This is a genomic window from Hydrogenibacillus schlegelii (assembly GCF_001653195.1).
GTDB classification, from domain to species: domain Bacteria; phylum Bacillota; class Bacilli; order Thermicanales; family DSM-22653; genus Hydrogenibacillus; species Hydrogenibacillus schlegelii.
In genome coordinates this window covers 97948-122042 of sequence record NZ_JXBB01000060.1, presented here as the reverse complement: position 1 = coordinate 122042, position 24095 = coordinate 97948, and the positions used below count along the sequence as shown (strand labels likewise).

Below are 24095 nucleotides of genomic sequence, written 5' to 3'. Positions count from 1 at the left end.
AGCCATCCGGTATCCCTCCTGGTGAAGTGGTTTCTTCTCCGTCTCACATTCTACCAAAGAGGGCCGGATGGCTCATTTTATGTTACCTGGACCATCCGTTTTTACACATGATACCGGACACGACTGAAGAGGCCGAGCAGTCGATCGGTTTTCTTTGCATCGATCTGAAGGAGTTGTGCGCGGTTTTCGACGATGCGATATCCGTCCTGCTCGAACAACCGGAAGAAGTCTTTGTCGTCCTTGCGTTTGGATCCAGGGACAGACTTGGGCAAAAAATATGCCGCACCGCCGCCCAACATGACCTCCGGCTTCAATTGATAGAACATCTCCGTGATTTCCGCTTTGGTCTCTCGACGGCGCGTGTGCGATACGACCGCAGCCGGTGTGGCGTCCTGCAATTCCGTCGTTGTCACAATGCCAACGCTTTTCCCCAGCCGCTTCATGATCTCGCCCATCACTTCGACTTTCGGTTTGGCAAGCGGATCCGGCCGGTTGTCAGGATAGACGCCCATCGCGTTGACGACGGTTTTGTGGCCCGTCATGTAGGCGCTCATGGCGTTCGCCGAATCGGTGACGATCGAATCCATGCCGTGTGTGATGACCGTCGCCCGCTGTTCGAACGTATCCATGGTCAGAAGACCGTTGGGCTTGCCTTCCGTGATTCCACGGGACATGATGCGCGCCGTGGTGATGGACGGTTGCCCCATGCCGTCGCCGAGGAAAAAGATGATGTTTTTCGCTTTGGCCTCACCGTCATCCGGTCGGATGACGTCGTAGTGAATCGTCCGCGTGCGGTCGTCCGCCTGAACGGACACCGTGTACGTCCCCGGTTCACGGAAATAGACATTCTCGATGGTGAGTTCCAGGCTGTCCGGGTACGTGTTCGTCCGGACGAACGATCGGCCGAAAAAGGTTTCCGCCGGGATGCCGTTGACGGTCACCGAGACATTTTTAGGCATGGCCTTCAATTCATGAAGTTCGACGCGAAAATCAAACAACGCCCCGACGATGAACGTGGCCCGATCGATCGGCGCGATGTAAATCGGATGCGCATAAATCGACGGCTCTTTCGTCGCGTCCACTTTTTCGCTCGCCGCATCGACCCCGCCGTACGACATCGTCAGCATGACGAACGCGAGGAAAATAAATGATGCGCGTTTGACCGCAAGCTTCATTTGAGACTCCCTCCGCTCCTCTCGCTCGGATTGTTCTTGTCCAAACCTTACTCTATCACACCATTGTTAAGATATGATTAAGGTCTTGTAAATATTTGATTAAAGAACAAAACGGCAAATGCCCTGTGCGATAAAGGACATTTGCCGATGAATGGCGTGGTTCAATTGTCCTGAGACTTTCTAGACCGTATCCAACCGCTCGACGACCGCCGCGACCAAGGCGTCGGCCTTGCTCTCCGCCTCCGCTTTCGTCTCGGCGACGGCGCAGGCGTAAATCCGGCTCCGTGCCGCTCGGGCGCACGGCGACCCACGAACCCTCGTCAAATGCGTATTTCAGCACGTCCGATGCCGGGAGCACCAAGCGGCGCTCAGTCCACTTTCCGTCGGATTCCCGCCGTACGGCCAGACCGGCGAGATAATCTTGTCTTTCGACGACGGGACGCGCGCCGACGGTTTCCGGCGGCCGGTCGCGCAGGTCGGCCATCATGCGTCCGATGCGCACTGCCCCTTCCGGTCCTTTTAACTCATAGCGACGAGCCGCTCGAGATGCGCCCCGTATTCGGCGAACAGCCGGTCCACCGCCTCGAGCCAGGTCCACCCCCGTGGGCCTTGTAATACGCGGTGACCTCGGCGAGCAGGACGACCGCCTGGACGGCGTCTTTGTGGCGGACGAAATCACCTACCAGGTAGCCGTAGCTCTCTTCGTAGCCGATGACAAACGTATGCGCGCCCGTACGCTCGAATTCGTCGATTTTTTCTCCGATGAACTTAAAGCCCGTGAGCACGTCGATCACCGTCAGTCCATGCCGCTCGGCGATCTTCCGCCCGAGTTCGGCGGTGACGATCGTCTTCCCCACGGCGCCGTTTTCGGGGAGCGTCCCCAGCGCCGCCCGCTGGGTCACGAGGCAATCGAGCATGAGCGCCCCCAGCGTATTGCCGTTCAGCAAAACAAACACGCCGGAAGGGGCTTGCCAGAAGCTGAAAATACGATTGATCTTCGTCCTTTTCTAAGGTAAAATATGCTCATGAAACTCAGCGAATGGGCCAAAAAGCGCGGCATCACCTACAAGACGGCGGCGCTGGGTAAAAGAGGGCAAATGCCCGTGCCGTTCGAAGTTACACCTACGGGCACGATCCTCGTCCGCTTGGGCCGACGTCGAAGACGTGCTCTTTCTGCAGATATGTTCTTCCCGAACTTCCGCTTTCCGTCCGGACGTGAACGTGCCCAAAGTGCGGCACGCATCACGATCGGGATGAGAACACGGCTAAGAATCTGCTCCGGTTCGCCCAGGCAGCCGGCGTGTAGGCTGCTCGATCGCGAGTTCTGCGGGAAGTGAAGCCTGTGGACATCGGAAGTCGCAGGCTTTTAGCCGGTGCCGATGGATGAAGCAGGAAGCAACCGGACGGTATCCCTTCGATGGGGATATTTGTCTATGAGTTGCGGAACGGGAGGGAGAACGACGCGCTGGACGGCAGGCGGGAAGGCTCTCGGCGTGGTGGCGCTTCTTTTGGCGGCGGCCAATATGCGGACGGGGATCGCCTCGATGGGGCCCCTGATGGCGGCCTTTCAGGCGGTGTGGGGCGTCGGCGCCGGTGCGGCGGGAACGCTGATGACGCTTCCGATCGTCGCCTTTGGCTTCTTTTCTCCCCTCATGCCGGCCGTCGCCCGGCGGCTCGGCCTGTCCAAGGCCCTCGGCGGGGCGCTCGTCTGGTTGACGCTGGCTCTGGCGCTCCGGCCGTGGGACGGCTACGGCGCCATGGCCGTCGGGACGCTGGCCGCCGGGGTGGGCATGGCGGCGCTGAACGTCCTTTTGCCGGCGTTCATCAAGGCGCGGTATCCGGAGCGGATGGGGACGCTGACGGGGCTGTACACGATGATGCTGAACCTCGCCGCGGCGCTGGCGACGGGGGCGACGGCGTCGGCGGCTCTCGCCTGGGGGTGGCCGTGGCCGCTCGTGCTGTCCCTCTGGAGCCTGCCCGCGGGGGCGGCGGCGTTCGTGTGGGCCGCCGCCTTCGGTCGCCAGGACCCGACGGCCGACGAACGGTCGGCCGATGTGGGCATGGCCGGAGAGCGGCCGGTGGCTTCCGGAGCCTCGCTCCGGTCGGCGCTTCGTTCGCCGACGGCGTGGGCGGTGACGGCGTTTATGGGGCTGCAGTCGTTTTTGTTTTTTTCCGCGGCGGCGTGGCTTCCGACGATGCTGGGGGCGGAAGGCGTGCCGGAGTGGGCGGCGGGGTGGTGGTTTTCGGCGACGCAGTTCATCGGCATCCCGGCCAATTTTCTTTTTCCCTGGGTGGCGGTGCGCCTTTCGCGCCAGCGGGGGCTCGGAGCCCTCGTCGGCGGGTTGTTTGTCGTCGGCTGGGGGCTTTATGCCGCGCTGGGGGCGCGGGCGGTCGTGCCGGTCGTCGTCGCCCTCGGGGCGGCCCAGGCGGCGGGGATCAGCCTGGCGCTCGCCCTGATCGGCCTCCGAAGCGAGACGGCGGCGGGAACGGCGGCCCTCTCGGGCATGGCCCAAAGCGTCGGCTATCTCATTGCGGCGGTCGGACCGGTCGGCGTCGGGGCGCTCCTCGACCTCGCCGGTCGGCCGGCGGCGCTTTCGCTTTTGCTGGTGACTTCGGGACTGACCGTTCTGGCCGGGTTCCGGGCCGGGGCGCCCGTCACGATGGAGGCGGAGCTCGGCCGCGCCGCCGAAAGGGGAAGGCGCGCGGGAGAACCGGGGCTCAGGTAAACGTCGGCGCGAATGGGGCCCGTTCGCCGGCGCCGCATGCTTTTTCGGAACGATCCGGGTATAATAGATGAAAACGTTCGGAACTTGAAGGGGGAGCGGCCGAATGGCGGACGGGGCTCATGCTCCTCGGGTGGGACTCATCATGGGGAGCCGCTCCGACTGGGAGACGATGAAAAAGGCGGCCGAAGTGCTGGAAGAACTCGGCATCCCGTATGAGGCGCGGGTCGTCTCGGCGCACCGGACGCCGGACGAGATGTTCCGCTATGCCGAGACGGCGGAGGCGCGAGGGATCCGGGTCATCATCGCCGGCGCCGGCGGGGCGGCCCATCTTCCCGGGATGGTGGCGGCGAAGACGGTCCTTCCCGTCATCGGCGTGCCGGTCGAGTCGCGGGCGCTTCGGGGGTTCGATTCGCTCCTTTCGATCGTGCAGATGCCGGCCGGAGTACCGGTGGCGACGGTCGCCATCGGGGCGGCCGGCGCGGCGAACGCGGCGCTTCTGGCGGCGGCGATCCTCGGCGCCTCGGACGGCGAGATCCGCGAGCGGCTCCGGCGGCGGCGGGCGGCGATGCGGGAGGCGGTGCTGGCGGAGGCGGCGCTTCCGCCGGCAGACGATCAGAGCGCTGAGCCGTCCGGACCGGGCCGTGTTCCAGGAGGGGATCGGGGTCGGCCGGACGGTTCGGACGGCTGACCCGATGGACCGGCGTCCGGATTCGGAGCCAGAGGGGAAGGGACGGCAGGGACATGCCTTCGACGGGACGCGGGGCGATGCGGTCTAAAGACGTTCGGCCGGAGGCGCCGCTTCTTCCCGGCCGGACGATCGGAATTCTGGGGGGCGGTCAGCTCGGCCGGATGATCGCCCTCGCCGGCCGGGCGATGGGGTATCGGTTTGCCGTGCTCGATCCGGCGGAGGAGGCGCCGGCCCGGCCGGTGGCGGACGTCTTCGTCCGCGGGGAATTTTCCGATCGCGCGGCGCTTTTGCGCCTCGGGGCGGCGAGCGACGTCGTCGTGTACGAATTCGAACATCTCGACGCCGAGGCCGTCGCGGCCTTGGCCGAATCGGTGCCGGTGCCGCAGGGGACGGCGCTTCTTCGCCTGGCGCAGCATCGTGCCCTGGAAAAGGCCGCCCTTTCGGCCGGAGGTTTTCCGGTGGCGCCGTATGCCGCGATCGCCCGGCCGGAAGACTGGCCGGCGGCGCTCCGGACGGTCGGCCTGCCGGCGCTCTTGAAGACGACGACCGGCGGTTACGACGGCAAAGGGCAGTGGCGCCTCCGGACGGCGGCCGAGGCGGCGGCAGCGGAGGCAATCGTCCGGGCGGCTTTCCGCGAAACCGGCGCCGGTCGGTCCGGCGAGGCGCGGTCGGAAGGGGACGCGGCGGGGGCCCGGTTCATCCTCGAGCGGGAACTGGCTTTCCGCGCCGAGCTTTCCGTGATCGTGGCGCGCCGGGCGGACGGGGCGATGGCGACCTTCCCGCCGGCGGAAAACGTCCACGTGCGGGGGATCTTGCACCGCTCGATCGTGCCGGCCCGGGTGCCGAAGACGGTCGAAGAACGGGCGGTCGAACTGGCCCGGGCCATCGCCACCCACCTCGACGCGGTCGGGCTCCTTGCGGTCGAGTTTTTCTGGCTGAAAGACGGCGCGCTTGTCGTCAACGAGCTCGCCCCCCGACCGCACAACACGGGCCACTACACCCTGGACGCCGCGTCGACCTCGCAGTTCGAACAGTTCGTCCGGGCGGTGTCCGGTCTGCCGCTCGGCGCGGTTCGCCTCTGGTCGCCGGTCGTGATGGTGAACGTCCTCGGCGAGCATCTCCCGGCGCTCTTGAAGGCCCTTCCGACGCTCGATCCGCGCTTCAAAGTCCATCTGTACGGCAAAGCGGAGGCGCGGCCGGGACGAAAGATGGGCCACGTGAACATCCTCGCCGACTCCGTAGAAGAGGCGCTCCGGCTCGCCGAGGCGACGGGCGTGTGGCCGGAACTTCAGGCAGAACGGGAAAACCCGTAGCGGGTCGCGGGGCCCGGCCGCCGGCCGGGCCCCGCCTTTCGGGCGGGGTGGCCTACGGGGTGGCCTACGCCTTAAGCGCCGTCTTCGGCGCCGCGCTTAAAGGCATTCCGTGCCGGCAACTTCGGCGAGCGTCTGAGAGGGCCCAAGATGCGCTTCGGTCCAGAGCGCGAGGGCGTACAGGGCGTACAGCTTGCGGGCGTTGTCGCGCCGCCCTTCGATGTGGTCGCGGGCGAGGTCGGCGACGTAGGCGCGGTCGAGCCAGGCAGAAAGCGGCGAGGCGTCGATCCGCTCGAGGAGAGGAGAGGCCCATCCGGTCTGGAGCCACCGCCGAAGCGGGACGGGAAAACCGAGCTTTGGCCGTTCGACGACGTCCGGGGGCAGAAGATCGCGAAAGGCGGCCCGGACGATCCACTTTGTCTGCCCGTCCCGGATCTTCAGAGCGGTCGGCATCCGGACGGCGACTTGGAAGACGGATCGGTCCATAAACGGCAGGCCGAGCCGAAGGCCGTGGGCGGCGGCGGAGCGCATGCCCTTGACGAGGATGCTGTTCGGCAGCCAAAAGAGGATATCGATGAGCTGCATGCGCTGGACGTCGTCCAGGCCGGGCGGAAAGGCGGTATACGCTTCTTTGATGAGGGAGAGAGCGTCCCGGCCGTCCTGGAGCGCCGGCCGAACGTCCGGATGAAACACCCGCAGCCGATCGTCGACGAACACCTTGGCGTTGCCGAGGTACCGCTCTTCCAGGGGCGTGAGGGAGCGGATAAGAAAGTTTTTTCCGTAAAAGTCGGGGAGCCGGCGCACCATCGCGAGCAGTTTCCGCCGCCAGGGGGGCGGCAGCACCGCGGCCCAGGCGAGGGCCGCCGGCTCCCGATAGATGCGATAACCGGCGAAAAATTCATCCGATCCCTCGCCGGAGAGGACGACGGCCGCTTCGCCGGCGGCTGCTTCGGTGAGCAGATAGAGGGCCACCGCCGACGGATCGCCGAGCGGAACGCCGAAGGCTCGAACGGCGATCGGGGCGCGGGCGAAAAATTCTTCCGGCCCGACGCGGCGCTTCCGGTGAAAAAGGCCGAGCGACCGGGCGGTCGCCTCGGCCGGCGGACATTCGTCGGTCTCGCCGTCCAAGCAGAGGGAAAACGCCGGCCCTCCGCCGGCGCGGCGGGCGAGGGCGGCGAGGATCGCCGAGTCGACGCCGCTTGAAAGAAGCACGCCGGTCTGACCCGGCGTCCAGACCCGAAGAAAGGCCCGCTCGACGGCGTGCCGGACGGCGCGGATCGCCTCCGCTTCCGGCCGGTCGACCGGGGAAAAGGCCGGCGCAAAATAACGCTCCATCGCCAAGCCTTCCGCCCGAAGGCGGAGCCGGTGTCCGGGCAACAGGGCGTGTACATCGCGAAACGGCGTTGCGGGGGCGGGGATGTACTGCAGCGTCATGTACATCAGAAAGGCCGAAGGGTCGGGTTCCGGCGCCCGCCTGCGGCCGGCGACCGCCGCCGAAAGCTCGGTGGCAAAAAGGACCCGTTTGCCGTCGACGGCGTAGAAGACGCTCTGGCGGCCGAACGGGTCCCGGACGACGATTGCCTCAAAAGCGGCGGGATCGTCCACATAGAGGAGGTAGGCGCCGTCAAGAAACCGGAGCGCCCGTTCCGGGTCGGCGTCGAACAGGACGAGGAAGGCCCGTTCCGGCGCGTCGCCCTCGATCGCCTCCGGAAGATCTCCGCCCACAAGCCGTCGGGCCGCACGGAGGAGGGCTTCGGCGTTCGTCACTTCCCCGGCGATCAAGGCGTATCGGCCGGTGCGCCGGTCGAATGCTCCCCGACGGACGACGAAACGGCATCGGGCCGCCGCACCCCGGAGACAAGCGCCGAATGCTTCCGCGGGGTGGGGGGGCAAGCGGTCGTGGGCGCTTTCCCAGCGCCCGATGCGGACGCCTGCCCGGGCGTAGACGAGCTCCGGACGGCTTCCTTTGGGCCCGCGGGCGGCCATCTGTAAAAACACGCGTTCGAGTTCGTCTTCGCCGCCGGCAATGTCTTCATCGCCGACGGTCTCCATTCGACCGGGGGCGCGAACGAACCGATCGACGCCCGTCCGGGACGTTGCGTTCGCCGGAGTTGGGATTGAAAAGGAAATGGCGGCCGCACGGAACGCTTGCGGCCGGTCGATGACGCCCCAAAGCCCGCCCATGGCCGGCCCTCCCGTCTGATTGACCGTTGTTTCATCCACCGCTCGCAGTATCGCAGGTTTTTCCGGGCTTTGCAAGGGGAACGCTTGAGTTGACCGGACTTACGACGGAAGGTATAATGAAAGCGCCGAAAGAATTGAAGAACTTCTGGGAAGGAGGGGAGACGATGAAGGCCAATATGGGCCCCGTCGACCGCGTCATCCGCGTGATCATCGGCATCGTGCTTCTGTTTCTCGTCTTTGTCGGTCCGAAGACGCCGTGGGGATGGATCGGGCTCGTTCCGCTTCTCACCGGACTGATCGGCTTTTGTCCGCTTTATGCGATCTTCGGCATCTCGACGCGTAAGTCGTCCTGAACTTTTTCTCGGATCGGCACAAACGAATATGCATATTCGGTTTCCCCGCCGCCCGGAACTCCGATTCGGGCGGCGATTTTGGGGCGCCCGGCATGGGCGCTGTCGATAGGGTGAAAGTCCCGAACGGCGAAGGCGGCAGTAGCCGTTAGCTTAAGGCAAGGGCGTCCGCCGCGAGGCGGAGTCTGAAGGAAGCCGGCGGCAAACCTCCGGCCCGACGAACAGAGGTCATGGGTCAAGTCCGAGATCGTGTGTAAAATTGCCTTCTTTGGCGAATGGAGCGGTGAGCACTTAGGCCGCTTGGGCACAAGCCTGAGCGGATTCTCTCGAGGCCTGCTGCGCCTTCTTCCATGCCTCCTCCTCGTCCGTGTTGAAATATTTCTGCCCCTCAGATCAGGCGCATCGTGGATCGCGCGGACCTCTTGGTCCGCTACGGCGAGGACGACCTGTTTGCGGCGATCCGCCGGCGGGATTTGCTCTTTTATCATCCGTACGAGTCGTTCCAGCCGATCGTCCGTTTTATCGAAACGGCGGCGGAAGATCCGCACCGTCTTGGCCATCAAGCAGACGCTTTACCGCGTGGGAAAAGATTCGCCGATCGTTCAGGCGCTCATGCGCGCGGCGGAGGCGGGCAAGCAGGTGTCGGTCGTGGTCGAACTCCGGGCGCGGTTCGATGAGGAGAAGAACATCGAATGGGCGCGTCAGTTGGAAGACGCCGGCTGCCATGTGACGTACGGGCTCGTCGGTCTGAAGACGCACGCCAAGATGACGCTCGTCGTCCGCCGCGAAGCCGGGCATCTCGTGCGCTACGTGCACCTTGGGACGGGGAACTACAACCCGCAGTTGGAGCTGTACCTGCGCGACAGCGTGAACGCGCGGGAGCTTCTGCCCGACGGCCGCTACGTGCGCGTCCGACCGAAAGACGGCGAAGCGGCGGTCGACGCGCAGATGGACATCTTTGCGCTCCTCCGCGACGAGGCGCGGCGCCTTCGCCGCCGGCGGGCGTAAAAAGGCGCAAAATCAAACGATCGTGTTCAGTAGAACACGATCGTTTTATTTTGATAGGTGAGGATGCGGTCTTCCAGGTGCCACTGCACCGCCCGGGCGAGGACGATGCGTTCGATGTTCCGGCCGATCTTTTTTAAGGTCGCGACGTCCGCCCGGTGGGTGACCCGCTCGACGTCCTGCTCGATGATCGGCCCTTCGTCGAGTTCTTCGGTGACGTAGTGGGCGGTGGCGCCGATGAGCTTGACGCCCCGGGCGTAGGCCCGCTCGTACGGTCGGGCGCCGACGAAGGCCGGCAGGAACGAGTGGTGGATGTTGATGATGCGGTTCGGGTACCGCCGGACGAATTCCGGCGAGAGGATCTGCATGTAACGGGCGAGGACGAGGAGGTCGACGCGGTATTCGGTGAGCAGGGCGATCTGCCGGGCTTCGGCCTCCGGCTTCGTCTCCGGGGTGACCGGGATGTAAAAGTAGGGAAGGCCAAAAGGTTCCACCGCCGGCCGCAGCGTCTCGTGGTTGGAGATGACGAGGACGATGTCGCCGGCGAGTTCTCCCGTCTTCCATTGATAGAGGAGCTCCAGGAGGGCGTGATCGGCGGTGGAGACGAAGACGGCGATCCGCTTTCGATCGGCGGCGTAGCGGATCTCCCACTGCATATCCAGGCGGCGCGCGACCTCGGCAAAACCGGCTTCGAGCGCCTTTTTTTGTGCCGGAAGGTCGGGGAGATCGAATTCGACCCGCATGAAGAGGAGCCCGCCGGCCGGATCGGTCGTGTACTGATCGAGGGCGACGATGTTCGCCCCCTGCCGGTAGAGGAAGGACGCCGTCTCGGCGACGATGCCCGGCCGGTCGGGGCAGGAGAGGAGAATGCGGGCCCGGTTTTGGAGGATTTCCGGTCGCAGCTTTTGGGACATCGCGCTTGCGCTCCTTTTTGGGGATGTCGTAGGAAGTCGCAGATTCCGAGGCGGCGGGCGCCGACCGGTGGCCGCCGCCGTCGGATCGGCGGGAAGGGGGCGAAGAAAATTTCCGGGGCACCGGTCGAGTGGGCGCGTCGAGCGTCGCATTGGGGTTCGCGGGAGGCGCAACGTGATTTCCGCACTGAGCGGTATTCTACTCAAGCCGGGGATGCTTGACAATTTTTGTTGCGGCGGCCGGCTGGGTTTGCAAGGGGATCTTTCGGGCAGCCTTCGACGCCCCGATGCGAAAGCGGCCGCCCGCCGGCGGAGCAGATGCAGCGTCATTTAAAAACATGATACGAAGCCTTCATAGAAACTTAACCAAACCTTTACGGGACGTTAAAAGACGTCTAGTAAACTTAGAATTGCACGCGATGTCGAACCAAGGCGCTTACGGGGGGCTCGGCATGGCGTCAGCTTTCACGACCGTTGAAAAGAGGGGGAACGGAATTGGACGCGGCATCGCCATGCGCCGGGCGGTCCGGCGCCGTCCGGTGACGGTGCGGAAGGCGCAAGCGGCTTGCGGCGGACCGGCTGAGACGATGTGAGCGTTGGGGAAGCAGCCGGGCAGCAGGAAAAGTGCGGAGGAGGGGGAGCGAGAGTATGGGAGACCGAGTCATGCGCAAGATGCGACCGCTGACGGTGGCTTTGGTGCTGGCGCTCGTCGTCACGCCGCTTATGCCGCCGTTCGGCCTCCCGGCGGCGCAGGCGGAGGCGGCCGGTGAAAGCACGACGGTGACCGAGGATGTTTACGCCGGGAAAACGGTGACGTTTGCGGTGTCCGACGTCGAGCAGCGCCCGGTGCCGGCGGCGACGATGACCATCTTTACCACCGATGCGGAGGGCAAGACCGTCGGCGAGGACGTTTATGCGGGACTCGCGGTGAGCGGCGGTCAGGCGACGGTCACGCTCCCGGAGGGGACGTACGGCGTCACGCTGACCGTTGACGGCAAAGACTACCGCTATCCGGGGGTTGTGACCATCAGCGCCACGTCCCCGGATACGATCTCCCTCTTTGTCCCCGTCGTTGAAGATGATCCAAACCGCGGGCCGAGCAGCTCGAAGCCGCCGTACCTCGTGCCGACGATGGACGGCGTCGAGATCAAGTCGCTTTTGACCGTCGGGGACGCGGTCCCCGGGAAGGACGGGAAGCCTTACCGGATGGTCGGGATCCCCGACGGCCTCGGCGCTTACGACAACGGCGACGGCACGTTTACGCTCCTTATGAACCACGAACTTCGGGACACCGACGGAGCGGTCCGCGCCCACGGGGCGAAAGGCGCCTTCGTGTCGAAGTGGATCATTGATAAGGAGACGCTGGAAGTCAAAGGCGGAGAAGACCTGATTCAGCGATTTGTGCTGTGGAATAAGGAAAAGAATCAATACGATGCGCCGGTCCAGGACGTCGCCCTGTCCCGCCTGTGCTCGGCCGACCTGCCGCCGCAAAGCGCCTTTTATGATGAAAAAAGCGGCAAGGGCTATCCGGGTCGCTTGTTCATGAACGGCGAGGAAAAAGGCCGTGAGGGCCGCGCCTTTGCCCACGCCCTGGACGGGACGAGCTATGAACTCCCGGCCCTCGGGAAGGCCAGCTGGGAAAACATCCTCGTCCATCCCAAGACGGGCGAAAAGACGGTCGTCATCGGGCTGGATGATACTTCCCCTGGACAAGGGTCCGGGACGGTCTTCGTCTATATCGGCGAAAAGCAGTCCGAAGGAAATCCGGCCGAACGAGCCGGGCTGAACAACGGGACGCTGTACGGGCTCAAGGTGGAAGATTTGCCGCAAGAGAAAGACGACACCCAGTGGGAAGGCCCGAAGCCGTTCACGCTGCATCCGTTCGGCGATGCCAGAAACAAGAGCGGCGCCGAGCTGGCCCAGGAGATCATCGCCGGCGGGGTGACCCAGTTCCAGCGGCCGGAAGACGGCGCGTGGGACCCGCATGACCCGAACGTCTTCTACTTCGTCACCACCGCCACGATGAACAACAAAAGCCGGCTGTGGAAGCTTACCTTCAACGACGTGACGCAGCCGGAGGTCGGCGGGACGATCGAGATGCTCCTTAAGGGCGACGAAGGGCAGAAAATGATGGACAACCTCACCGTCACCCCCCGCGGCGAAATCTTGATCCAGGAAGACCCGGGCAAAAACGACCATATCGCCAAGGTCTGGCGTTACACGCTCGCCGACGGCAAGCTGGAGGAAGTCGCCCGGCACGATCCGAGACGCTTCGCCCCGGGCGGCGAGAAATTCCTGACCAACGACGAAGAGTCGTCCGGCATCATCGACGTCTCCGACATCCTCGGCGAGGGCTGGTACCTCCTCGACGTTCAGGCGCACTTCACACACACCGATCCGGAGCTCGTCGAAGGCGGCCAGCTGCTCGCGATGTACGTGCCGCCGGCTCAAGGCGGGGCGCCGCAGCCTCAGCCGGGCGAATCCGCGTGGCGCCTCACCATCCTGCACACGAACGATACGCATGCCCATCTGGAAAACGGGGCGCGCCTGGCGACGCTCATCAAAGAGGAGCGGGCCAAGGCGGAAAACGTCCTGTTGCTTGATGCCGGCGACGTGTTTACCGGAACGCTCTTTTTCACCCAATATGAAGGTCTGGCCGATCTGGATTTCATGGACCTTCTCGGCTATCAGGCGATGACGATCGGCAACCACGAATTTGACAAAGGGCCGGAAGGCCTGGCCAAGTTTGTGAAAGACGCGCCGTTCCCCGTTCTGAGCGCCAACATCGACTTCGGCGAAGAGCCGGCGCTCGGCGGTCTCGTCGAAACGACGATCGGCGAATCGACGATCGACGAACTTTCGTCGAATCTGGGGGGGAAGATCTATCCGGCGGTCGTCCTCGACGTAAACGGCGAAAAGGTCGGGCTCTTCGGCCTTACGACGCCGGAGACGGCCTTCATCTCCAGCCCCGGGGAACACATCCGCTTCCGCGATCCGGTCGAAGCGGCGCGAGAAACGGTCGCTCAGCTTCAAGCAAAAGGCGTGCAGAAGATCATCGCCCTGACGCACATCGGCTATGCGGAAGACCTCACGCTGGCCGAAGCGGTCCCGGAGATCGATGTCATCGTCGGCGGCCACTCCCATACCCGGTTGGACGAGCCCGTCGTCATCCAGCACGCCGACGGCACCCAGACGGTGATCGTGCAGGCCCACGAGCACCGGAAGTACTTAGGTCGCCTTGACGTGACGTTTAACGCCCAGGGCGACGTCATCGATGCAAACGGCAAGCTCATCCCCACGAGCGACAAAGACGCGGATGACAATTACACCGTCGCCGAAGATCCGGAAGCCAAGGCGCTTATCGATGAACTGGACGGGCCGATCCAGGCGCTGAAGCAGACGGTGGTCGGTCAAACGGCGGTCTTCCTCGACGGCGAGCGGGATCACGTCCGCACGCAGGAGACGAACTTAGGCAACCTTATCGCCGACGGCATGCTGGACTTTGCTCGCTCTTTCGTGCCTGAAGCTCAAGTGGCGATCACCAACGGCGGCGGCATTCGCAGCTCGATTCCCGCCGGTGAGATCACGCTCGGTCAGGTGATGGAAGTCCTGCCCTTCGGCAATGTGCTGGTCACGCTGGAGCTGAGCGGCGAGGACCTCATCGCGGCGCTGGAAAACGGCGTCTCGGCGGTGGAGCAAAAGAAAGGCTACTTCCCGCACGTCGCCGGGTTGCGCTATCGGTATGATTCATCCAAGCCGGCGGGCCAGCGCATCGTCGGCGTGGAAATCAAAACAGAAAATGGGTACCGGCCGATCGATCCGAAGGCGACCTATACCGTCGTCACGAACAAATTCATGGCGGACGGCGGCGACGGCTACACGATGTTCAAGGCGGCGCAGGATGCCGGCAAGATGACCAACCTGTTCTACCCGGATTACGAAGTGTTTGTGGCGTACCTGGAGAAGATCGGCACGGTGGGTGAAGCATACGCGGGCGTGGAAGGCCGCATCGTCGACGTGGCCGGCCAAGCAGGCGAATCCGAGGAGGCGCTCTTCGAGCGTCTGGAGTCCCATGTCGATCAGACGGACGGCATTACGGCACGGGTGACGGTGCGACCCAAGGCGCCGTACGCCTCCAAGGCAGCGGTCATCTTCGAACTTCTCCGGTCCGTAGGGGGGACGCCCGAACCGATCGCGATCACGGCCCTGGAGAAAGAGGGCTGGTCCGGGACACCCGAGACCCTTTACGGGCGGTTCAACGTCACAGGCAGCGGCTATGAAGTGAGAGTCTTCATCCTCGACGGCTTCAGCGGCAGCCCGGACAGAGCGGAAAAAAGCCTGGCGGAACCGTTGGTGCTGCCCGTCGAGTAAAACAGTGCACAGACGACATTATCCGGTTTTCGTTCGGATCATGAAAGGGATCGGCCGGGCTCGGTCGGCGCCGGGTCCGGTCCCGCCTTTTGCGGTTCGCGTAAACGGAGTTTAAGAGCGAGCGAGGTGGATCGGTCGGTGAAGACGATGGAGCTGAAGACGATGACGATAGGGCGGTTGATAAAAATCGCCGCGGGGCTCGCCTTGCTGCTCGGGCTTTTCCCCCAAGCCGCCTTGGCCGAACCTTCCCCTGCCCCGGCGGTGACCGTCGAGCCCGTCGCGCCTAATAAACCGGGAGATCGCGTCGATCTCAAAGGGACGACGACGCTGAGCCAGGTGACCGTCAAGGTCCTCCGGCCGGACCGGACGATCTTGTTCGTGGACGTGCCCGCCGTACAAAACGGCGCCTACCAGACGGCGTTTCGCCTGCCGGAAGATGCCATGGCGGGAACGTACACGGTGGTCGTCGGCTGGGGCGAGGTTACTGCGAACACCACGTTTTCAGTCGCCCCAGGCGGGAGCACGCCACCGCCGTCCGACGGCGGCGGTTCCGGCGGCGGCACGACGCCTCCTCCGCCCGGTGGCGGCTCCGGCGGTGGCGGCGGTTCCGGCGGGAGCTCTGGAGGCGGTGGCGGGAGCTCCGGTGGCGGGAGCGGCGGCGGTGGTGGTTCCGGCGGCAGCGGCGGCGGTTCTGGCGGTTCCGGCGGAGGCAGCGGCAGCGGAACGAGCCCTGCTCCCGGCGCGAAGCCTTCGACGGAGCAGACTTTCCCCGGCGGCAAAGCCACGATCACCCAGAGCGCCGACGGGACGCGATCCGTCACGCTCAGCGTCTCGCGTGAGGCCATCGATCAGGCTCTCTCTGCCGGCGGGAAAACCGTGACCCTGAACTTCTCCGGCCTTGCCCTGAAAGCCGGCGATGTCCTCGCCCTGACCGTCGACAAAGACGCCGTCGCCAAAGTCAAGGCGGGCGGACAGGCCTTAAACGTCGGGTACGGCGGTCTGACCGTCAGCATTCCCGGCGAAGCCCTCGACGCGTTCGTGGCGGGCGACGGCGGCTTGAGCCTCAAAGTGAGCGTCGCCGAGCTGAAGCGCGAGACGGTGCGCATCGCGGCCGCGCCGACGACGGAGGTCGTCTCCTTCGCCTATGCGATCGAAGGGCCCGGAAGTCTGAAACAGCCGATCGACGTCACGCTCAACCTCGTCGCCGGCGGAAGCGACGTCCGCAAGGTCGGCGCCTACCTGAAGCAGGCCGACGGCAGCTGGAAGTACATCGGCGGAAGGGCCGACGCGGCGAAGAAGACGCTCACGGCCAAGATGAGCCGCTTCGGCACCGTGGCGGCGATCGCCTATCACAAAACGTTTGCCGACCTCCAGAACCACTGGGCGAAAGACGTCGTCGAAGTGCTGGCCGCGCACCACATCGTGAAAGGAAAAAGCGAAGACGTCTTCGCCCCGAACGAGAACGTCACGCGGGCGGAATTCGCGGCGCTCATGCTGAACGCGCTCGGCCTCCCCGTCGAGCGGGCGGCGCATCCGTTCCGCGACGTGCCGGAAGGCGCCTGGTACCGCGACGTCGTGGCGACGGCTTATCGACACGGTCTTATGGCCGGCGACGGCCAAACGTTCCGGCCGAACGCGCCGATCACGCGGGAAGAGATGGCCGTCGTGCTGGTGAACGCGCTGGGGATGAAGGACGAGGCGGCCGGGAAAACGCCGACCTTTGCCGACGGCGGCAGCATCAGCGCCTGGGCCAAGGGAGCGGTCGGCCTGGCGCAGGAGAAAGGACTGATCCGAGGCGTCGGCGACAACCGCTTCGCCCCGAAAGCGAACGCCAAGCGGGCGGAAGCGGCGGCGCTCTTGTACAACGCTGTTTTTCAGCCATGATCTTGCGGAAGCCGCCCCGATTTTGATCAGCAAAAGGCCCGGCCGGTTTGGCGCCGGGCTTTTCGCTGATCACTCGATATTCTTGCGATATGCCCATTAAATGCCACGCCAAAAAATATATGGTCCGAGCCGACCAACGGGAGGTGAGCGATCGGGATGTTCGAGAAAGCGCCGTTTCGTCCGCGGCGGCGGTGGTGGCTTTCGCTTCTGCTCGTCATGGCGTTGCTCGGCGCGGCCGATGTGCCGTTGTTCGGAGCGGCGCAGGCGACGGCTGAGACGGCCGAGCGGGTCTTGGTGCTCTATGAAGGGTTTGAGCAGGGGACAAAACAGAGTTATGCGAAGGACACCGTCAATCTCCCGACGGGACCGTGGGAGCTCGACGATGCGCTGCTTGGTACAGATGCAAGGGATAAAAAAATTGGCAATCAGTCCATCCGCATCCAAAAAAGCGGATCGCTGACGATGAACTTCGATGTGACCGTGACCGATGTCGCCTACGTAGAGCTTTGGCATGCAAATGCAGGATTTTCTGGAGACGTGGGCGGCAAATGGAAGTTACAGTACTCGATCGACCAAGGGCAAACGTGGCAAGACGCCGGACCGGAAGTCCCCAGCGGTTCGACGCTGGAAAAAGCTTCCTTTGAGATTCACCACACCGGTCCGATCCGCTTCAAAGTGCAGAAGACGGATGGCTCGACCCAAACGCCGCCCCGCATCAACATCGACGATTTTGCCGTCTACACCCTGCCGTCCGCCCCGCCGGCCGAGGCCGTCCAGCAGCTCCAGGCCGACCCGGAGAACGTCGTCCTTGATCTCCAAGAACATCGCACCGGGCAGCTTTCGCTGACCGCCGTCTTCGCCGACGGGAAAACGGCGGACGTCACGCCTTACGCGACGTACGCGAGCGCCGATCCCCGCATCGCGACGGTGGATGCGGGCGGTCTCATCACCGCCGTCTCTCCCGGTCAAACGGTCGTCCAGGCGGTCTACGGCGGCCTCACGGCGCGCGTCGACGTCACGGTCCGTGAGGCGCCGCCGGCCAAGGATACGTCCGCCCTGCACATCATCCACACGAACGACATCCACGGGAAGATTCAAGATTTTGCCAAGCTGGCCAGGGTGATCGAGCGCACGCGCGCCGAACACGCCTATACGCTGGTGATCGACGACGGCGACCAGTTCAGCGGCGATGCGGTGACGGATCTGGCCAAAGGGAAACCGATGGTCGAACTGTTCAATGCGGTGGGCCTCGATGCCATGGCCATCGGCAACCATGATTTCGACTACGGGCCGGAGATCATGATGGAGCGGCGGAACGCCTCGACCTACCCGTGGCTGGCGGCCAACGTCCGGGTGGTCGATTCGGGCGCGACGCCCGTCGCCCCGCCGGACCCGTACGTCGTGATCCAGATCGACGAAGCGGGACACAAAACCGTCTACCAGCCGGGAGACGCCTACGACCGGGACAAGCCCGGCGTCCTCACCGTCGGCCTTCTGGCCATCACCCAGGCGCCGCCAGCGACGGCGCCGAAGAACGTCGTCGGGCTTGCGTTCGACGATTACGCGGAGACGATCGAACGATACCTCTGGCTTAAAGATCAGGTAGATGTCTTCATTTTGCTCAGTCACGTCGGCTACCCGGACGACCAATCGCTGGCCGAACGGTTCCCGCAGTTTGACCTCATCATCGGCGGGCACAGCCATACGACGCTGAACAAACCGTCGGTCGTCAACGGCGTCCCCATCGTCCAGACCGGCGCTCATTTGACCCATATCGGCCACACGTGGCTTACGATCGATCCGCAGACGAAGCGGGTCACGGCGGTGGACGGCGAACTGATCCCCGTCGCTTCTCTTTCGGAGGCCGATCCGAAGATCCAGGCGATCGTCGACCGCTACACCGAGGCCGTCCAAGATGTCCTCAAAGAGCAAGTCGGCGTCACGAAGAACGGACTTTCGCAGTCGGGGAAAAACAGCGGCGACGTCCCGCTCGGCAACTTCTGGACCGACGCCATGCGCTTCTATCTCCAGGACATGCATCCGGACATTGCCTTCATGAACGCCGGCGGCATTCGGGATGACCTAAAGCCCGGGCCGATCACCAAAGGCGATCTGTACCGCATCGAACCGTTTGCGAATCAGCTGACGGTGATCGACCTGCCGGGCCGCGCGCTCCGCGAGATTCTCCGGTATTCCTACACGCGCGAGGGACGCAACAGCATCGATCTGCAGGTGTCCGGGATGCGCTATACGATCGTGACGGACGCCCTCGGCAACTTCAAAGACGTCACGATGGAAATCGGCGGACAACCCGTCGACCCGGACAAGGTGTATCGCGTCGTCGTGCCGGATTACATCGGCACCGGCGGCTCCGGCTATCCGTTTCCGGCGCTCGGCGAGATTCGTTTCACGATGGTCGGTCTCGTCACCGACGCGCTGGAGCAGTATGCCCGACACTTGATGGCGACCCAGGGGAGCGTCGAAGCCCAGAAGGAAGGGCGCATCCGGATCCAGCGCACCGGCGACGTGCCGGATCTTCCGCTCCTTTCCATCCGAGAAGCGCGCAACGTCGCCGAAGGCACGCCCGTCCGCGTGCAGGGCGTCGTCACGACGACCCCCGGCGCGTGGGGCGCCAAAGGCTTTTACCTCCAGGATGACACCGGCGGGCTTTACGTCTATCAGTCGGCGTTCGATGTCCGGCGCGGGGACCTGGTCGAGGTGATCGGGAAGACGAAAAACTACTTCGGCGAGTGGGAGATCGACACGCCGCTCGACGTCCGGGTCCTGCAGACGGACCAAGCCCTTCCCGAGGCGAAGACGATTCGCCCGGATCAGGTGCAAGAGCATCAAGGGGAACTCGTGCGCCTGGCGGATGTCCTCATCTCCGAACTGAAACCGGTCAACGCGTACGGCACGTTTGAGTTCAAGGCCACCGACGAGGCGGGACGTGCCGTGGTCGTCCGGGTGGACAACCGCACCGGATTGGCGTACCCAGATTTTACGTTCCGAAACGGCGATCGCGTCGACGTCGTCGGCGTGGCGAGCGTCTACAACGGCGTTTATCAGGTCAAGCCCCGCGGGGCGGAAGACATCGCGGCGCCTTCTCTCCCCGCTCCCGAAGATCGGCCCTTCCGCATCCTCAATCCAAGCCTCGACCGGACGGACGGCCTTCGGGCGACCGTCACCGTGGGACCTGCTTCGGCCTTTGCCGGAAGCGCCGTGGTCGTCTTCCAGCTCTTAGAGCGCAGCGGGGACGCGCCTGAGCCGGCCGGCATCGTCGCGTTGGACCAGGATGCTTGGTCGGGAGAACCGGAGACGGTGCATGCTTATTTTAACGTCAGCGGGAAGGCATATATTGTAAAAATTTATGTTCTCGATGCGTTTTCGAGTGATCCGGACCGGGCGCCCCGACCGCTGGCGGATCCGGTCGAACTGCCCTGAAGCCGAACGGCGCTCACGCTTCACCGTGCATCGGCGAATGCCAGGCCGCCGGCCCTGCCGGCGGCATTTGCGTGCGGTCCGGGTTTCCCCGATCTGCGGTGCGAAACTCGTCGTTTCCCAAACGTTTACCAAATCTTTACGGAGGATTTACATCGGATCAACAAAGTCTTTACAAAATTAGTGGCTATTCGGTTGGTTCCGTGATACGATCATTTTCGGTCGGCCGGAAGCGAACGGCATTGCGGTCGTTTGAAGATTTCAAGTCAAAGTTTTCAGGGGGGAGTGCGATGCGCGCATCTCGCGGGTCCCTTTTGCTGTTCGGCGCCCTCTTGGTGGCGACGGTCGTGCTCGCGGGGGCCAACACGGCCCGGGCGGCCGGGGTGACGCTCCTCGTCAACGGGGAAGACGTCACCGTCGATGCGGAACCGTACCTGAAAAACGGCCGAACGATGGTGCCGGTCAAGTTTATCGCGGACAAGCTCGGTTACAAGAGCGAGTGGGTCGCGGCGACGAAGCAGGTGAAACTCAGCCGCGGAGGCGACGTTCTCTGGCTCCAGGTCGGCTCCACGACGATGTATAAGGGCGCCCACAAGACGACGCGCGTTCCCCTTGATGCGGCGCCGGAGATACAAAACGACCGCACCATGGTCCCGGCCAAAGCGGTGACAGAGGCCTTCGGCGGGAGCGTCTCGTGGGAACCGACGGCCAAGGTGGCGAGCGTCATCACGTACAAAGCCGAACCGTTTCCGAAGAAGGAGATCGTCGTCGGCCTCATTCCGTCGCAGGAAGCGCAGGCACTGGCCGACAAGGCGAAGCCGTTTGCCGAGAAACTGCAGAACCACCTGAAGTTGCCGGTCAAGGTCTACGTGGGAACCGATTATACGGCGACGATCGAGGCGATGGGGGCCAAGCAGGTCGACGTCGGCATGTTCGGTCCGCAATCGTATGTCCTGGCCCACGACCGAGGCTACGCCGACGTCCTCCTCGCCAGCGTTCGGAATGGTTCCAAAACCTATCGCTCGCAGATCGTCGTGGCCAAGGACGCACCGTTTCAATCTCTAAAAGATCTCAAGGGGAAAAAGATCGCCTTCGTCGATCCGGCGTCGACGTCCGGGTACACCTATCCCCTTGCGATGCTAATCGAGGCGGGGCTGGATCCGGAAAAAGACGTCACGCTTGTCGAAGCCGGCGGCCACGACAAGACGATTCTTGCGCTCCTTCGGGGCGACGTCGATGCGGCGTTCAGCTTTGACGACGCCCGGGACATCGTCGAAAAAGCCGATCCGAACGTCAAAAAGAAGACGCGTATCCTCGCGAAAAGCGATCCGATCCCGAACGACGTCATGAGCGTCCGGAGCGATCTTTCGCCCTATTGGAAGGCAAAGCTGAAGGAAGCATTCAAAGTTCTCGCGCTCACGGAAGACGGCAAAAAGGATCTCAAGGCGATCTACAACATCGACGGTTTTGCCGACGCGAAGGACAGCGAGTACGACATCGTGCGGCGGACGTTCCGGCTGCTCAAAAAATCATAAAGCGAGTCAAAGCGACGAATCCGCAACCGAAAGCGGCGTGACGCCCGATCCGCTTCCGATCGCGGCCCTCGAAGGGGACGGATGCTGCCGGCAGGGCGGAAAGAACGGGTGGGCCTCGGCGGGCCGTCGTCGTCGGATCGAGCCGTGCCCCCACCGCCCGGCAGATGCTTCCGGACGCGATGAATCTCTTCTCGAGCGAAGCGACAGATCGAGCCCGGCCTTCCTTTGGCCGGGCTTTCGTCTGGCTCCAACTTACGCGTTCTTTGCCTCGTCGCTCTCCACCTGCATTTTGCGCCAGCGGATTTTTTGTCCGGCGCCGTAGAGTTTAAGCCCGTAGAGGAGCATGATGGCGATGACGGCGATGAGCGTTTCGCTCATGCCCACGTCCTGGATGATCACCTTCCGGGCGATGGTGAAGATCATGATGTCGATGATGAGGACGAAGTCTCGTTTGAGGAGGAGAAGGGCGATCTCGAGGCCGATGAGGTAGAGGAGAGCGTCGGAAAGGAAGCTGCGGAAGCGTTCGGAGAGCTCCCAGGTGAGGATGTAGTTGGCAAGGGCCGTGACCATCATCGCCCCTTCGCCGAGGACGGCGAAGATGATGATGACGGCAAGGAGCCACTCGAACAGATGGATCGCGCGGATAAGGATGCGGCTTGGGAGGCGCACGGATGACCACCCTTTATCGTGAGAATGGGGATCGCGAGAATGAGGGAGGTTGGAAACGAACGGCAGCGGTCGGAGCCCGACCAGGGATTGACCTTATTGTAACTGAGCGTTGGCGCGTTTGACGGGGACGCGCGGGATATTTTTATGTCCGCTAGACTCCCTCCACCACGATCGCGGCTTTGGAGGCGCCCGTCCGGTTTGTTAAAATTAAAGTTGGAGGTCGGGGATCAAGGCGTAAGGGTGGGATCCTGATGGAAAGCGGGAAAATTCTCCCCTTTCGTTCCCGGTCGGCCCCCTGGTCCGACGCCGAGACTCGGAAACTGCGGGTCGAGGTGGAAGACGTCATTCGGGAGCTTCCGGAAGGTTACCGGGAGACGGCGCGGCAAATCGAAGCGGCTTTGCGGGCGGCGTATCCGGAGTCCGCGATTTTGACGGCCTTGATGCTCTGGGCGTTGTTTGCCGTCATGACAAAACCGCGGACGCGAAAGCGGGCGGTCGACGTCGCCGCCATGGTGTATTTGATGTCTCAGTTTTTTGACGAAGTTCCCCGCTCGCAGAAGGAGGTGGCGCAGCGATACGGCGTTTCGCCATCGTCCGTCACCCGGCGCGCCCAGGAGCTGGCCGATTTTTTCGTCGACGTGCTGGACGACGTGGAATCGCTTGGGGAGCGGCTGGAAGGAGACGGGGACGACGATGATGGGGGGCGCGGCGATTTCGAGGGGGACGAGGCAGAGGATCGGGACGAAAACGAGTGGGGCAAAGCGGGCGGTCGGCGCGCAGACGTCGAGGGAGAAGAGGCGGAATGGACGGCGGAGGCATACGATGGTGGCGGCCCGGCGCCGATCGTCGCGCCGCCGTTTCCGAGCGACGCCAAGATTGGCGAACGGTATTCTTTTCTGCTCCATGCTTATCTCGAGGCGCATGGCATTGAGGACGAAGAAGGGCTCCAGGAGGTCGTCCGGAAGTTTAACGCCGATCCGGATTTTTTTGAGCGCCAGGAGTCTCCCGATCCTCGTTTCAAGGCGCAGATGCTCCTCTACGATGCCTGGGAAGCGAACTCCCCCCGTCTGAAGAAGCGGCTGGCCCGGCAGGCCTTGAAGATCTATGCGGATGCGGCGGATGCCTACGTCATCCTGGCAGAACAGGCATCGACGCCGGAAAAAGCGCTCGAGCTTTTTGCCAGGGGCATCGAGGCCGGCGAGCGCGATTTGGGGCCGGAGACGATTGAAGCGTTTCGCGGGCATCTGTGGACGTATGTCCCTGCACGACCGTACATGCGCGCTCGGGCGGGGCATGCGGCGGCGCTGGATGTCCTCGGGCGAACGGACGAGGCGATTCGGGAATACGAGGCGCTTCTTGAGCTCAACTTCGACGACCATCAGGGAAATCGCTATTCCCTTTTAACCCTCTACGTCAAAGAAAGGCGGTACGAAGAAGCGGCCCGCCTGCTGAAGCGGTATGGAGAAGAAGCGAGCGCTGCTTGGGCTTACGGGGCGGTTTTGGTCGAATACGGACGCCGGGGGCGCACGCGGAAGCTCGGCCGGCTTTTGGATCGGGCGGTGGAGGTCAACCGCCACGTCGTTCCTTTTCTTCTCCATCTGCGCCCGCTGCCGAAGGTGCCGCCGGTCTGGATCGCCCTCGGCACCGAAAGCGAGGCGGTCTCGTACGTTTTCGAAAACGGCCCTCTCTGGTGGCGGGAAAAGGAGCTTATGCAGTGGCTTCGGTTGCGCTGGCGGGCGACGTCAAGGCCGTAAAGCGCCGGCGGGCAGGCGATGGCCGTCGGGCGATGTTCGTTTTTGACGTCGTCTGCCGTCGGCTCGGTCGGGCGGCGGTTTTTTTGTCTCTTTCT

Annotated in this window: 15 protein-coding genes and 2 pseudogenes; 11 read left to right on the top strand and 6 right to left on the bottom strand. The window is 63.8% G+C overall.

What is annotated here, in order from left to right:
• Positions 1 to 101: 101 nt before the first annotated feature.
• From SA87_RS11440 to SA87_RS11435, 3 genes are read right to left on the bottom strand one after another with little or no spacing between them, the layout of a single operon-like run.
• Entirely contained in the window at positions 102 to 1175 is a 1074-nt protein-coding gene (locus tag SA87_RS11440) for an alkaline phosphatase (protein WP_066203277.1), read from the bottom strand.
• 55 nt (positions 1176 to 1230) lie between these two features.
• Complete coding sequence (locus SA87_RS12865) at positions 1231 to 1677, bottom strand: hypothetical protein (RefSeq protein ID WP_082910554.1); 447 nt, start codon at positions 1675 to 1677, stop codon at positions 1231 to 1233.
• A 22-nt stretch (positions 1678 to 1699) separates the two neighbouring features.
• Positions 1700 to 2131 (bottom strand): phosphohexomutase domain-containing protein, encoded by a 432-nt coding sequence (locus SA87_RS11435; protein ID WP_156423530.1) that lies wholly within the window; start codon positions 2129 to 2131, stop codon positions 1700 to 1702.
• Between the two features lie 69 nt (positions 2132 to 2200).
• On the opposite strand from SA87_RS11435, the gene SA87_RS14170 reads away from it, so the two are divergent.
• The 4 genes and pseudogenes from SA87_RS14170 to purK all read left to right on the top strand — a co-directional run bounded on the left by SA87_RS14170 (position 2201) and on the right by purK (position 5902).
• Positions 2201 to 2512 (top strand): hypothetical protein, encoded by a 312-nt coding sequence (locus SA87_RS14170; RefSeq protein ID WP_245637727.1) that lies wholly within the window; start codon positions 2201 to 2203, stop codon positions 2510 to 2512.
• A 96-nt stretch (positions 2513 to 2608) separates the two neighbouring features.
• Complete coding sequence (locus SA87_RS11430; RefSeq protein WP_169793287.1) at positions 2609 to 3901, top strand: MFS transporter; 1293 nt, start codon at positions 2609 to 2611, stop codon at positions 3899 to 3901.
• A gap of 103 nt (positions 3902 to 4004) precedes the next feature.
• Positions 4005 to 4484, top strand: a pseudogene (gene purE, locus SA87_RS11425) (5-(carboxyamino)imidazole ribonucleotide mutase); the annotation flags it as partial.
• Between the two features lie 182 nt (positions 4485 to 4666).
• Positions 4667 to 5902, top strand: a complete 1236-nt coding sequence (gene purK / locus SA87_RS11420; protein WP_066203348.1) for a 5-(carboxyamino)imidazole ribonucleotide synthase — start codon at positions 4667 to 4669, stop codon at positions 5900 to 5902.
• A gap of 96 nt (positions 5903 to 5998) precedes the next feature.
• Here purK and SA87_RS11415 read toward each other — a convergent pair whose 3' ends face one another.
• A complete protein-coding gene (locus tag SA87_RS11415; RefSeq protein ID WP_169816967.1) occupies positions 5999 to 7951 on the bottom strand; it encodes an asparagine synthase in 1953 nt (650 codons plus the stop codon).
• Positions 7952 to 8172: 221 nt separating this feature from the next.
• On the opposite strand from SA87_RS11415, the gene SA87_RS11410 reads away from it, so the two are divergent.
• Both SA87_RS11410 and SA87_RS14165 read left to right on the top strand, forming a co-directional pair.
• Positions 8173 to 8436, top strand: a complete 264-nt coding sequence (locus SA87_RS11410) for a YgaP family membrane protein (RefSeq protein ID WP_245637726.1) — start codon at positions 8173 to 8175, stop codon at positions 8434 to 8436.
• A gap of 434 nt (positions 8437 to 8870) precedes the next feature.
• Positions 8871 to 9270, top strand: a pseudogene (locus SA87_RS14165) (RNA degradosome polyphosphate kinase); the annotation flags it as partial.
• A 197-nt stretch (positions 9271 to 9467) separates the two neighbouring features.
• Here SA87_RS14165 and purU read toward each other — a convergent pair.
• Entirely contained in the window at positions 9468 to 10352 is an 885-nt protein-coding gene (purU, locus tag SA87_RS11400) for a formyltetrahydrofolate deformylase (RefSeq protein WP_066203262.1), read from the bottom strand.
• 645 nt (positions 10353 to 10997) lie between these two features.
• Here purU and SA87_RS11395 point away from each other — a divergent pair.
• The 4 genes from SA87_RS11395 to phnD all read left to right on the top strand — a co-directional run bounded on the left by SA87_RS11395 (position 10998) and on the right by phnD (position 21577).
• The gene (locus SA87_RS11395) at positions 10998 to 14720 is read left to right on the top strand and encodes a 5'-nucleotidase C-terminal domain-containing protein (protein WP_066441525.1); all 3723 of its coding nucleotides are present in this window, start codon (positions 10998 to 11000) and stop codon (positions 14718 to 14720) included.
• 126 nt (positions 14721 to 14846) lie between these two features.
• Positions 14847 to 16604 carry an S-layer homology domain-containing protein gene (locus SA87_RS13350; RefSeq protein WP_066203255.1) on the top strand — a complete coding sequence of 586 codons (1758 nt, stop codon included), beginning with the start codon at positions 14847 to 14849 and terminating at the stop codon, positions 16602 to 16604.
• A 156-nt stretch (positions 16605 to 16760) separates the two neighbouring features.
• The gene (locus tag SA87_RS11385; RefSeq protein ID WP_066203250.1) at positions 16761 to 20045 is read left to right on the top strand and encodes a 5'-nucleotidase C-terminal domain-containing protein; all 3285 of its coding nucleotides are present in this window, start codon (positions 16761 to 16763) and stop codon (positions 20043 to 20045) included.
• A 287-nt stretch (positions 20046 to 20332) separates the two neighbouring features.
• Positions 20333 to 21577: a phosphate/phosphite/phosphonate ABC transporter substrate-binding protein gene (phnD, locus tag SA87_RS11380; protein WP_082910550.1), complete on the top strand. Its 1245-nt coding sequence runs from the start codon at positions 20333 to 20335 to the stop codon at positions 21575 to 21577.
• Between the two features lie 252 nt (positions 21578 to 21829).
• On the opposite strand, the gene SA87_RS11375 is transcribed toward phnD, so the two are convergent.
• On the bottom strand, positions 21830 to 22246 hold the full coding sequence (locus tag SA87_RS11375) for a hypothetical protein (RefSeq protein WP_066203248.1): 417 nt from the start codon (positions 22244 to 22246) through the stop codon (positions 21830 to 21832).
• Between the two features lie 251 nt (positions 22247 to 22497).
• Here SA87_RS11375 and SA87_RS11370 point away from each other — a divergent pair, with 251 nt between their 5' ends.
• Positions 22498 to 24000, top strand: coding sequence for a hypothetical protein (locus SA87_RS11370; RefSeq protein WP_066203245.1), 1503 nt, complete (start codon positions 22498 to 22500; stop codon positions 23998 to 24000).
• Positions 24001 to 24095 lie beyond the last annotated feature (95 nt).

What these genes read in the sequence shown, in the direction of transcription:
- SA87_RS11440 (WP_066203277.1), bottom strand. Translation starts at nt 1,175, where the DNA reads ATGAAGCTTGCGGTCAAACGCGCATCATTTATTTTCCTCGCGTTCGTC.
- SA87_RS14170 (WP_245637727.1), top strand. Translation starts at nt 2,201, where the DNA reads ATGAAACTCAGCGAATGGGCCAAAAAGCGCGGCATCACCTACAAGACG.
- SA87_RS11430 (WP_169793287.1), top strand. Translation starts at nt 2,609, where the DNA reads ATGAGTTGCGGAACGGGAGGGAGAACGACGCGCTGGACGGCAGGCGGG.
- purK (WP_066203348.1), top strand. Translation starts at nt 4,667, where the DNA reads ATGCGGTCTAAAGACGTTCGGCCGGAGGCGCCGCTTCTTCCCGGCCGG.
- SA87_RS11415 (WP_169816967.1), bottom strand. Translation starts at nt 7,951, where the DNA reads ATGGAGACCGTCGGCGATGAAGACATTGCCGGCGGCGAAGACGAACTC.
- purU (WP_066203262.1), bottom strand. Translation starts at nt 10,352, where the DNA reads ATGTCCCAAAAGCTGCGACCGGAAATCCTCCAAAACCGGGCCCGCATT.
- SA87_RS11395 (WP_066441525.1), top strand. Translation starts at nt 10,998, where the DNA reads ATGGGAGACCGAGTCATGCGCAAGATGCGACCGCTGACGGTGGCTTTG.
- SA87_RS11385 (WP_066203250.1), top strand. Translation starts at nt 16,761, where the DNA reads ATGTTCGAGAAAGCGCCGTTTCGTCCGCGGCGGCGGTGGTGGCTTTCG.
- phnD (WP_082910550.1), top strand. Translation starts at nt 20,333, where the DNA reads ATGCGCGCATCTCGCGGGTCCCTTTTGCTGTTCGGCGCCCTCTTGGTG.
- SA87_RS11370 (WP_066203245.1), top strand. Translation starts at nt 22,498, where the DNA reads ATGGAAAGCGGGAAAATTCTCCCCTTTCGTTCCCGGTCGGCCCCCTGG.